At 62.3% G+C, this 10,882-nt stretch carries 10 protein-coding genes; 6 read left to right on the forward strand and 4 right to left on the reverse strand.

The window, feature by feature from the left end; genetic code table 11:
- Positions 1-30: 30 nt before the first annotated feature.
- Positions 31-789 (reverse strand): thioesterase II family protein, encoded by a 759-nt coding sequence (locus HX807_RS30850; protein WP_003209023.1) that lies wholly within the window; start codon positions 787-789, stop codon positions 31-33.
- A gap of 278 nt (positions 790-1,067) precedes the next feature.
- On the opposite strand from HX807_RS30850, the gene HX807_RS30855 reads away from it, so the two are divergent.
- Complete coding sequence (locus HX807_RS30855) at positions 1,068-1,619, forward strand: RNA polymerase factor sigma-70 (RefSeq protein ID WP_003209024.1); 552 nt, start codon at positions 1,068-1,070, stop codon at positions 1,617-1,619.
- Positions 1,620-1,757: 138 nt separating this feature from the next.
- Here the strand turns inward: HX807_RS30855 and HX807_RS30860 are convergent, their stop codons facing one another.
- The 3 genes from HX807_RS30860 to HX807_RS30870 all read right to left on the reverse strand — a co-directional run bounded on the left by HX807_RS30860 (position 1,758) and on the right by HX807_RS30870 (position 4,349).
- On the reverse strand, positions 1,758-2,771 hold the full coding sequence (locus HX807_RS30860; protein ID WP_177052121.1) for a GNAT family N-acetyltransferase: 1,014 nt from the start codon (positions 2,769-2,771) through the stop codon (positions 1,758-1,760).
- A 66-nt stretch (positions 2,772-2,837) separates the two neighbouring features.
- Entirely contained in the window at positions 2,838-3,626 is a 789-nt protein-coding gene (locus HX807_RS30865; RefSeq protein ID WP_083853176.1) for an ABC transporter substrate-binding protein, read from the reverse strand.
- Positions 3,627-3,725: 99 nt separating this feature from the next.
- A complete protein-coding gene (locus tag HX807_RS30870) occupies positions 3,726-4,349 on the reverse strand; it encodes a TetR/AcrR family transcriptional regulator (protein WP_087695088.1) in 624 nt (207 codons plus the stop codon).
- Positions 4,350-4,503: 154 nt separating this feature from the next.
- Here HX807_RS30870 and HX807_RS30875 point away from each other — a divergent pair, with 154 nt between their 5' ends.
- The 5 genes from HX807_RS30875 to HX807_RS30895 all read left to right on the forward strand — a co-directional run bounded on the left by HX807_RS30875 (position 4,504) and on the right by HX807_RS30895 (position 10,786).
- Positions 4,504-6,282, forward strand: coding sequence for an acyclic terpene utilization AtuA family protein (locus HX807_RS30875; protein WP_177052123.1), 1,779 nt, complete (start codon positions 4,504-4,506; stop codon positions 6,280-6,282).
- Between the two features lie 12 nt (positions 6,283-6,294).
- A complete protein-coding gene (locus HX807_RS30880; protein WP_177023351.1) occupies positions 6,295-7,167 on the forward strand; it encodes an SDR family oxidoreductase in 873 nt (290 codons plus the stop codon).
- A 3-nt stretch (positions 7,168-7,170) separates the two neighbouring features.
- Positions 7,171-8,787: a geranyl-CoA carboxylase subunit beta gene (atuC, locus tag HX807_RS30885; protein WP_008431693.1), complete on the forward strand. Its 1,617-nt coding sequence runs from the start codon at positions 7,171-7,173 to the stop codon at positions 8,785-8,787.
- A 71-nt stretch (positions 8,788-8,858) separates the two neighbouring features.
- A complete protein-coding gene (atuD, locus tag HX807_RS30890) occupies positions 8,859-10,016 on the forward strand; it encodes a citronellyl-CoA dehydrogenase (RefSeq protein ID WP_003209038.1) in 1,158 nt (385 codons plus the stop codon).
- Positions 10,013-10,786 (forward strand): enoyl-CoA hydratase/isomerase family protein, encoded by a 774-nt coding sequence (locus HX807_RS30895; RefSeq protein WP_008431696.1) that lies wholly within the window; start codon positions 10,013-10,015, stop codon positions 10,784-10,786. Before atuD ends, HX807_RS30895 begins: the two co-directional genes overlap by 4 nt.
- Positions 10,787-10,882 lie beyond the last annotated feature (96 nt).

The following is a 10,882-nucleotide window of genomic DNA, read 5'->3' on the forward strand; positions in this document are numbered from 1 at the left end:
ATCGGGGAATGTGTGGCCGGGGGGGCTTGTTCAGCCGGTTGCCCGGGCCATCTGCCGCGCGGCGTCGTTGCGCCAGCGGGCCAGGTGTTCGTCGGCGTAACGCCGCACACAGCGCAGTACGGAACTCTCGTGCTGCACCAGGAAGAAGTGGTGACCGTCGAACATGTCGAGGGAGAAACCGCTGGCGGTGTCTTGCTGCCAGTCCAGCAGTTGATCGGCGCGCACCGTGTCCTGCTTGCCGCCGAATACATGGATGGGCAGGCTCAGCGGCTCACGCTCGCCGTATTCGAAACTGCCGCACAGCAGGAAGTCGGCCCGCAGGATCGGCAGCATCAACTGCATCAGTTCGGCGTTGGCCAGCACGTCTTCGCCCGTGCCCTTGAGTTCTCGCAGGCGGGCGATCAGTTGTTCGTCGTTTTTCTCGATGGCGTACTCGCTGACATCGCGACAGGCCGGGCCGGCGGTACCCGAGGCAAACAGCGCCAATGGCGGCGGCGCGCCCCGTTCGCGCAGGGCATGGGCCAGCTCGAAGGCCAGCAGGCCGCCGAGGCTGTGGCCGAACAAGGCGTAGGGGCCGTCCAGCTCGGCGCGGATCTCATCAGCCAGTTGCCCGGCCAGGTTTTTGATATCGCGCTGCAACGGCTCGTCCATGCGCATGCCGCGCCCCGGCAACTCCAGCGGCCGCACCTGCAACCACTCCGGCAGCGCCCGCCGCCAGCGGCTGTAGACCATGGCGCTGGCGCCGGAGTAAGGCAGGCAAAACAGGCGTAATCGAGCCGGCGTGTTCATTTCAGACCACTCCCGCTCACACGATAAAAACCCATTTTGTCCTCCTCCAGGCGCTGATCCTTGGCCGGTTTGTTAACTGGCCTTTCACCCATGAGAACGGATGGCACCGGGAAATAATTAGTCAGCGAGACGCCGTTCACACCTCTCGATAAAGCATAAGATTAGTTCGTCTTCTCATTTGACAATCATTATCATTAAGCATAATTTGTTGCCCGATGTGTAGGAGGCCTCAGCAAGGACGCCCTCCCCCAACCTTCTCTTGCAACAAGGTGATTTCCATGACGGAACAAGTATCCACAGGCAGGTGCGACTCACCCCTACTCCAGGCCTTCGTCGACAATCGACTGATCCTGGTCAAGATCGCAGCGCGTATTACCGGCTGCCGATCCCGCGCCGAAGACGTGGTGCAAGACGCCTACTTCCGGTTGCAATCGGCCCCCACCATCACGTCATCGTTCAAGGCGCAGCTCAGTTACCTGTTCCAGATCGTGCGCAACCTGGCTATTGATCACTACCGCAAGCAGGCGCTGGAGCTGAAATATTCCGGCACGGAAGAGGAAGGCTTGAATGTGGTTATTCACGGCGCTTCACCTGAGACCTCGCACATCAACTTTTCGACGCTGGAGAACATTGCCGACGCCTTGACCGAGTTGCCTCAGCGCACGCGTTACGCGTTTGAGATGTACCGGCTGCACGGGGTGCCGCAGAAGGATATTGCCAAGGAGCTGGGGGTTTCACCGACGTTGGTGAACTTTATGATTCGCGATGCGCTGGTGCATTGCCGGAAGGTTTCCGGGACCCATAGCGACACGTTTGCGCGGCGGGCCTGACGCGCCACACATCCCATGTGGGAGCGGGCTTGCTCGCGAAAGCGGTGGATCAGTCACACATGCATTGACTGACACTGCGCTTTCGCGAGCAAGCCCGCTCCCACATTTGATCTTCGTGCACTCAGATTTTTTGCTCAGTCAAACCAACCCACACCGCTCAAAAAACCGCTCCCGCCCCAGAATCATCAACGCCGCCCGCTTATGAGGAAAATCAAACTCCTTCTCACAGTGGAAACACTGATTCTGCATATGCCCAATCATCTTCTCGTTATCCGCCCGAGGCTCAGCCACTACACGCTGCGTACGCGGATCATCGAGAAACAAGTAATGCACCAGCGCCGACAACCAGCTCGCTACCTTGTGCGGACCACGGTGGTGCTCTTCGCCCACCAGCATATGAATCCCGCGATCGTAATCCGCTGCATCATAAAACGGCGCAATCCGATCCTCCTTCGCCCAATACGCCTCGAAATAAGCAAACGGCTCATCATCGAAACAGCCAATCAACGTCAACGCATGGGGATCCGCTTCCAGCTTGTCCAGATATTCCCGATGCTGTTCCAGGCTGCCGGTTTCCTGCCAGAAATTCGCCACCCGAGCACTGTTCTGCCAACGATTGAAGCGCGCCAGATCAACATCAATCTCCACCGTACGCAGTGAAATCCACGCCCCCAGCCGCGCATCAAACCGCCGATACACCTCGCCCCGCGGCTTCGGCGCACGGGCAGGATGACGCTTGCCGCCGCTGATGATCATCTGCTGCGGATAAGTCCCCGTGAGAGATTGCCCCAGCCACGGTTGCGGCAACTGCCAGAACAACGTGCGCTCGCAATGAAACTGCCCGGCAACCCCGGTCGCCACCAGCAACCCACTGCGCAAGGCATCTTCCGGCGCATGCTCAAGACACCAGACCAGTCGCTGACGCCCGGGCTCCCTGGCAAACAGCCAATAACACGCCGCCCACAAGGCACGGGCAGCCGGCACACTGGCGGGCTCCTGCAAATGCACCTGCACCTCATCACCCCGCTCAAGGCGCAGGCGAATCAGCGGCTGGCCCTCAAGGGTGAGGCTCAGGCGGCTATCAGTTTCATCAGCATTCAGGGCGGGTCCCGCCGGCAAGGGCAGCACTGACAGGTCATTCAGATTGGACATGGGATGGGCTCACGAATCGTCGACAGTTCAACAAGTGACGTGAGCCGAGGGCAAAAATTTAGACGATCACGGTACCGGCATTACATCGATGCGGTAAGGCTCGAAGATCTTCAGCAACTGGCCGTTGTCCCTCAGCTGCTTGAGCAGCCCGGCGAACGCCGGCCCCGTGATCGGCGCCTTGGGCCGCAGCAACGCATAGTGGTGGTACACCTGGTCGATCCGCTCGGACACCAGGAACTGCCCCGCCGTATCGGCATTGCGCACCAGGAAATCGCTGAGGTAGGAACGCGTCACCAGGGCGATGTCGGCCCGGCCCCGGGCGACCATCAGCAGGTTGCTGTCGTGGGAATAGGTCAAGGTGGCGTTGAAGTGCTCCGCCATGTACTTGGGGTCGGGGTTGAAATTGGCGAACGCGTAGTGATAGCCGCTGAACACCGCCAGGCGCTTGCCGGTCAGGTCGGCGAAATACGATTGGTCGCGACCGGGCTCCTGCTGGGCCACGAAGATTTCCGCATCCTCCAGGCCCATGTCGACATCGGTGTGGGCAATATCCTGCCAGCCCCACTTGGGGTTTTCGAAGATCGCCATGTCCACCCGACCTTGCTGGAAGTCGCGAAAACGCCGGGGAATCGAGGTGGGTACCAGCACAAACTGGTAGTCGGTTTGCAGGGCGTTCAAGGCTTCCACCAGTTGCGGCAGCAACCCGGTGTCGGCGCCCTGCTCCGGGCGCACGGTGTATGGCGGGAAATGCGCAGCACCGACCCTCACCAGTTGGGCGGCCGAGGCAGGCATCAGCCACAGTGCGCCAAGTGCCCATATTGAGAGTCCTGCAGCCAATCGCCAAGGCGAAAACATCAAGGCACACACCGTCGAAAACTTTGATCCCGCTAAGCTAGGCGTTTTTGTCTATCGAGACAACTTTCTGCCACACAATTAATAGCTTGCGCGAAAGGGCTAGTCAGCTTTCAACACCATCAGCAAGGCTTCGTCGGCCAGTTGCTCCAGGGTCATGCTGCCCTGGGCGCGAAACCAGGTGGTGGTCCAGGACAAGGCGCCCGTCAGGAAACGCCGCGTGATAAACACATCGCCCTTGATGTAACCGGCGTTTTTCGCCTCCCCCAGCACCTGCAACCAGATCTCTTCGTAGATATCGCGCAAGGCCAGCACCTGGGCCTGGCCCTCGGCCGACAGGGAACGCCATTCATACACCAGCACCGCCATGGCCTCGCCACTGCCGCCCATGATCGACTGCAATTCGCAACGAATCAGCGCCAGCACCCGCTCGCGCACGTTGCTCGCCTCGGCCAGGGAAGCGCGCATCAGGGCGGTGTTGTAGTGGATGGTTTCCTCCATCACCGCCCGCAGGATTTCGTCCTTGCTCTTGAAGTGATGAAAGATGCTGCCGGACTGGATCCCGACCGCGCCGGCCAGGTCACGCACGGTGGTGCGCTCAAAACCCTTGTTGCGAAACAGGTGGGCCGCGGTTTGCAGCAGCTTGCCACGGGCACTGTCGGGGTCGGTCAATTGGCCGGCGTCGACCATGGTGCGCATCACCCGCAGGGCTTTTTGCTCATCCATGCTGCTCTCCTTAACTTCTGGTTACGTCTTGGGCGGCAATTTAGGCCGTGGCAGCCAACCAAGCAAGCGCTTGGGGCAAAGTTATGACCAGAGTTTACAAACCAAGCGCTTGCTTGGTAGTGTTGGTATCAGCAAACCAGAGGAAGGACGCCCCATGAACAAGACGGTACGCATCGGCTGCGCCAGCGCCTTCTGGGGCGACACCTGCACCGCCGCTGCGCAGTTGGTGCACGGCGGCACGCTGGATTACCTGGTGTTCGACTACCTGGCGGAAGTCACCCTGTCGATCCTCGCCGGAGCGCGAATGAAAGACCCCCAGGCCGGCTATGCCACGGATTTCGTCGAGGTGCTGACGCCGCTGCTGGCGGATATCCAGCGCCAGGGCATCCGCGTGATCAGCAACGCTGGCGGGATCAACCCCCAGGCCTGCGCCGCCGCGTTGCAGGCGGCCTGCGACCAGGCCCGAATCCCGTTGAAGATCGCCGTACTGCTGGGGGATGACCTGCAACCGCAGTTCAAGCAACTGCACGGCGTCACCGACATGTTCAGCGGCGCGCCCTTTCCGCCGATGTGCGTATCCACCAACGCCTACCTCGGCGCGCCCGGTATCGTGCAGGCGCTGGAGCTGGGTGCCGATATCGTCATCACCGGCCGTGTGGTGGACAGCGCGGTGGTCAGCGCGGCGCTGGTGCATGAGTTCGACTGGTCCTGGCAGGACTACGACCACCTGGCCCAGGCGGCATTGGCCGGGCATATCATCGAATGCGGCGCGCAGTGCACCGGCGGCAACTTCACCGATTGGCGGGAGGTGCCGGACTACGAACACATCGGTTTCCCGATTGTGGAGGTCAGTGCCGACGGCCAGTTCACCGTCAGCAAGGTCGAGGGCACCGGCGGACTGATCAGCGAACTGAGCGTCGCCGAGCAACTGCTGTATGAAATCGGCGACCCGCGCGCCTACCTGTTGCCCGACGTGATCTGCGACTTCAGCCAGGTCAAGCTCCGGCAACAAGGCAAAAACCGCGTGCACCTGCACGGCGCCAAAGGCCTGCCGCCCACCGACCAGTACAAGGTCAGCGCCACCTACCCGGATGGTTTTCGCTGCACCGCCAGTTGCCTGATCGCCGGGATCGACGCGGTGGCCAAGGCCGAACGGGTCAGCCAGGCGATCATCAACAAGACCTCAGAGCTGTTCAGCCAGCGCGGCTGGGCGCCCTACACCGACATCAACATCGAACTGCTGGGCAGCGAAGCCACCTACGGCCCCCATGCCCAACGCCAGGACTGCCGCGAAGTGGTGGTGAAACTGGCGGTGCGTCACCCCAGCAAACAGGCGCTGGTGCTGTTCGCCCGGGAGATTGCCCAGGCGGCCACCGGCATGGCGCCGGGGCTCACCGGGATCGTCGGCGGGCGACCCACGGTGTACCCGCTGATTCGGTTGTTTTCATTCCTGATCGATAAAAGCGCCTGCCAATTGCAGGTCGACTTCCTTGGCGAACGGCATGCCTGCGAATTGCCCGTCGCCAAACCGCTGAACACCTCGATCGCATTGATCGACCCGCCCAAACCCCAAGGCCGCGCCGACGCCAACGTGCCGCTGGTCAAGCTGGCCGTGGCCCGCTCCGGCGACAAGGGCAACCACAGCAACATCGGGGTGATCGCCCGCCAGCCCGAGTACCTGCCGTGGATCGCCGAGGCGCTGACGCCCGAAGTGATCGTCGACTGGATGAGCCACGTGCTCGACCCGATCCACGGCCGCGTCGAGCGCTGGTATTTGCCCGGCAGCCACAGCCTGAACTTCCTGCTGGAAAACGCCCTGGGTGGCGGCGGGATTGCCAGCCTGCGCATCGATCCCCAAGGCAAGGCCTTCGCCCAGCAACTGCTGGAAATCCCGATTGCCGTGCCGCAGCACATTGCCGATCAATTCACTTAAAGGACCCACGCCGTGGCCTTCGACTCGATCTTCAAAGCCGACCTGTTCCAGGGGCAGACCATCATCGTTACCGGCGGCGGCAGTGGCATTGGCCGTTGCACCGCCCACGAGCTGGCAGCCCTCGGCGCCCATGTGATCCTGGTGGGGCGCAAGCCGGAAAAACTGCAAACGGTGGCGGCGGAGGTCAGTGAGGACGGCGGTCGCGCCAGCTGGCAGGCCTGCGATATTCGTGATGAAGAAGCGGTCAAGGCGCTGGTCGGCCAGGTCCTGCAGGAGCACGGCCCGATTCATGGCCTGGTGAACAACGCCGGCGGCCAGTACCCCTCGCCGCTCGCGTCGATCAACCAGAAGGGCTTTGAAACCGTGTTGCGCACCAACCTGGTGGGCGGTTTCCTGATGGCCCGGGAAGTGTTCAACCAGAGCATGAGCAAGCACGGCGGGTCCATCGTCAACATGCTCGCCGACATGTGGGGCGGCATGCCCGGCATGGGCCACTCCGGTGCGGCACGTTCGGGCATGGACAACCTCACCAAGACCGCCGCCGTTGAATGGGGTTACGCCGGGGTGCGGGTCAACGCCGTGGCGCCGGGCTGGATTGCCTCCAGCGGCATGGACACCTACGAAGGCGCATTCAAGGCGGTGATCCCGACCTTGCGCGAGCATGTTCCGCTCAAGCGCATCGGCACCGAATCGGAAGTCAGCGCGGCGATTGTGTTCTTGCTCAGCCCCGCCGCCGCGTTCGTCAGCGGCAGCACCTTGCGTATCGACGGCGCCGCCAGCCTGGGCAGCCGCGCCTGGCCGCTGCACAAGGCGCAACCGCCGAGCGTGTCCTTTAATGGTTTCCACCGGGCTTACTTGCCGGACGTGCTCAAGGAGGAGAAATAAGCCATGCCGGTGATCGACTCGCAACTCGACGCCCACAGCCCGCAATTCGCGCAGAACCGCGAAGCGATGCTCACGGGCGTCAATCAATTGCGCCAGCTGGAGCAAAACCTGCTGGGCAAGGCCGCCGAAGCCAAGGCCAGGTTCGACAAGCGCGGGCAACTGCTGCCACGGGAACGCCTGAATTTATTGCTCGACCCCGGCGCGCCGTTCCTCGAACTGGCGAGCCTAGCCGGCTACAAACTGCACGATGACAAGGACGGCAGCGCCGCTGGCGGCGGGTTGATCGCCGGCATCGGCTACGTCAGCGGCGTGCGCATGCTGGTGGTGGCCAACAACAGCGCGATCAAGGGCGGGACCATTTCCCCCTCTGGCCTGAAAAAATCCCTGCGCCTGCAACAGATCGCCATGGAAAACAAACTGCCGGTGGTGACGCTGGCAGAAAGCGGCGGCGCCAACCTCAACTACGCCGCCGAGATTTTCGTCGAAGGCGCCCGCAGCTTCGCCAACCAGGCGCGGATGTCGGCCATGGGCTTGCCGCAGATCACCGTGGTGCATGGCTCGGCCACGGCGGGCGGCGCTTATCAGCCGGGTCTTTCGGATTACGTGGTGGTGGTGCGTGGCAAGGCCAAGCTGTTCCTGGCCGGCCCGCCGCTGCTCAAGGCCGCCACCGGCGAAGTCGCCACCGATGAAGAACTGGGCGGCGCCGAGATGCATGCGCAAACCGCCGGCACCGCTGAATACCTGGCGGAAAACGACGCTGACGGCGTGCGCATCGTGCGTGAGATTGTCAGCCTGTTGCCGTGGGATGACCGCTTGCCGCCTGTGCCAAAGCGCGCTTACAGCGAGCCGCTGTACCCGATTGACGAGCTGTTGGGGCTGATCCCCGACGATCCGAAAAAGCCCTACGACGTGCGCGAAATCCTCGCGCGGTTGGCGGACGCTTCCAACTTCCTCGAATTCAAGGGCGAGTTCGACCCGCACACCGTCTGCGGCCACCTGCATATCCAGGGCCGCGCCTGTGGCTTTATCGGCAACAACGGGCCGATCACCCCGAAGGGTGCGAGCAAGGCCGCGCAATTTATCCAGCTGTGCGACCAGAGCCAGACACCGCTGCTGTTCTTCCACAACACCACCGGCTTCATGGTGGGCACCGAGTCGGAACAGCAAGGCGTGATCAAGCACGGCGCGAAGATGATCCAGGCGGTGGCCAATGCCCGGGTGCCGAAACTGACCATCGTCGTCGGCGGCTCCTATGGTGCCGGCAACTATGCGATGTGCGGCCGTGGGCTCGACCCGCGTTTTATCTTCGCCTGGCCCAACAGTCGCACCGCCGTGATGGGCGGCGCCCAGGCGGGCAAGGTGCTGCGGATCGTCACCGAAGCCAAGCAACTGAAAGACGGCCTGGTGCCCGACCCCAAGGTGCTCGACATGCTCGAACAGGTCACCGCACAGAAACTCGACAGCCAGTCCACCGCCCTTTATGGCAGCGCGAACCTGTGGGACGACGGGCTGATTGATCCACGTGATACACGAACCTTGCTCGGGTTTCTGCTGGACATCTGCCACGAGGCCGAGGTGCGGCAACTACAGCCCAACAGCTTTGGTGCAGCGCGGTTTTGATGATCGTTCCCACGCCCCGCGTGGGAATGCAGCCCGGGACGCCCCGCGTCCCCATAGGGAGAACAATAAAAATGATCTTCACCCAGGAACACGAAGCACTGCGTCGCACCGTCCGTGGCTTTGTCGAGCGCGAGATCAACCCGCATGTGGATGAGTGGGAAAAGGCCGGACGCTTTCCGATCCACGAGATCTTCCGCAAGGCCGGCGACCTCGGTTTGCTGGGTATTTCCAAGCCGGAAAAATTCGGTGGCATGGGCCTCGACTACAGCTACTCGATCGTCGCCGCCGAAGAGTTCGGCAGCATTCGCTGCGGCGGCATCCCGATGTCCATCGGCGTGCAGACCGACATGTGCACCCCGGCCCTCGCCCGCTTCGGCTCCGATGAATTGCGCGAAGAATTCCTGCGCCCGGCCATCAGCGGCGAACAGGTGGGCTGCATCGGCGTTTCGGAAACCGGCGCCGGCTCCGACGTGGCCGGGCTGAAAACCCATGCCCGCAAGGACGGCACCGACTACGTGATCAACGGCAGCAAGATGTGGATCACCAACTCACCGAGCGCCGACTTCATCTGCCTGCTGGCCAACACCTCCGACGACAAGCCGCACATCAACAAGTCGCTGATCATGGTGCCGATGAACACCCCCGGCATCAGCGTCAGCCCGCCCCTGGAAAAGCTCGGCATGCACAGCTCGGAAACCGCCCAGGTGTTTTTCGACGACGTGCGCATCCCCCAGCGCAACCGCATCGGCCATGAAGGTGCGGGATTCATGATGCAGATGCTGCAGTTCCAGGAAGAGCGGCTGTTCGGCGCGGCCAATATGGTCAAGGGCCTGGAGTACTGCATCGACAGCACCATCGATTACTGCAAGGAACGCAAGACCTTCGGCAAGGCGCTGATCGACAACCAGGTGATCCACTTCCGCCTGGCCGAACTGTCCACCGAAATCGAATGCCTGCGGGCGCTGGTGTACCAGGCCACCGAGCAGTACATCAAGGGCCAGGACGTGACGCGCCTGGCCTCCATGGCCAAGCTCAAGGCCGGCCGCCTGGGCCGGGAAGTCAGCGACAGTTGCCTGCAATATTGGGGCGGCATGGGGTTCATGTGGGACAACCCGGTGGCCCGGGCTTATCGCGATGTGCGGCTGGTGTCGATTGGTGGTGGGGCGGACGAGATCATGCTGGGGATCATCTGTAAATTGATGGGCACCCTGCCGGGGAAAAAGTCGTGAACACGTTGTTGCTGGAGCCGCATAACGGGGTGCTGCATGTGACCCTCAATCGGCCGGACAGCCGCAATGCCATGAGCCTGGAAATGGTCAACGAACTGCGTGCGGTACTGGCCGATGTGGCTGGGGACAAGAGCGTGCGGGCGTTGGTTATCAGCGGCGCGGGTGGGCATTTTTCGGCCGGTGGCGATGTGAAGGACATGGCTCGCGCGGGAGCCGCGGGAGGCTTGCAGGCGTTGAACCGGGCGTTCGGTACGCTGTTGCAGGAAGTGGAGGCGCTGCCGCAGGTGGTGATTGTGGTGCTTGAGGGTGCCGTGTTGGGCGGCGGGTTTGGGTTGGTGTGTGTCAGTGATGTGGCGATTGCGGATCATCAGGCGCAGTTTGGGTTGCCGGAGACCGGCCTTGGGTTGTTGCCGGCGCAGATTGCGCCGTTCGTGGTGAAGCGTATCGGGCTGACCCAGGCGCGGCGGCTGGCTTTGACGGCGGCGCGGTTTGATGGGGTTGAGGCGCTGCGGTTGGGGTTGGTGCATTTTGTGGAGCACGATCCGCAGGCGTTGGCGGAGCGGCTGGATGAGGTGTTGGGGCAGGTTTTGCGATGTGCTCCGGGGGCTAATGCGCGGACCAAGGCGTTGCTGCTGGCCAGTGGTGAGCAGGTTTTGGGGCCGTTGTTGGACCAGGCTGCCGAGTGGTTTGCCGAGGCGGTTTGTGGTGAGGAAGGGGTTGAGGGGACTCAGGCGTTTGTGCAGAAGCGCAGGCCGGGGTGGGCGCGATGAATCGGGGGCATATCCGTTATTTTTGTAATGGCGACTATGGGTTCCGCTCTTACAGCGGGTCACTTTTGAAAAGCGCAAAAGTAACCAAAACGCTCT

This window comes from Pseudomonas sp. D8002 (assembly GCF_013385695.1).
Taxonomy (GTDB): Bacteria; Pseudomonadota; Gammaproteobacteria; order Pseudomonadales; family Pseudomonadaceae; genus Aquipseudomonas.

Excerpts from the sequence above, each read along its gene's own strand:
- HX807_RS30855 (WP_003209024.1), top strand. The coding sequence starts at position 1,068 with ATGACGGAACAAGTATCCACAGGCAGGTGCGACTCACCCCTACTCCAG.
- HX807_RS30875 (WP_177052123.1), top strand. The coding sequence starts at position 4,504 with ATGAACAAGACGGTACGCATCGGCTGCGCCAGCGCCTTCTGGGGCGAC.
- atuD (WP_003209038.1), top strand. The coding sequence starts at position 8,859 with ATGATCTTCACCCAGGAACACGAAGCACTGCGTCGCACCGTCCGTGGC.
- HX807_RS30860 (WP_177052121.1), bottom strand. The coding sequence starts at position 2,771 with ATGTCCAATCTGAATGACCTGTCAGTGCTGCCCTTGCCGGCGGGACCC.
- HX807_RS30870 (WP_087695088.1), bottom strand. The coding sequence starts at position 4,349 with ATGGATGAGCAAAAAGCCCTGCGGGTGATGCGCACCATGGTCGACGCC.
- atuC (WP_008431693.1), top strand. The coding sequence starts at position 7,171 with ATGCCGGTGATCGACTCGCAACTCGACGCCCACAGCCCGCAATTCGCG.
- HX807_RS30850 (WP_003209023.1), bottom strand. The coding sequence starts at position 789 with ATGAACACGCCGGCTCGATTACGCCTGTTTTGCCTGCCTTACTCCGGC.
- HX807_RS30865 (WP_083853176.1), bottom strand. The coding sequence starts at position 3,626 with ATGTTTTCGCCTTGGCGATTGGCTGCAGGACTCTCAATATGGGCACTT.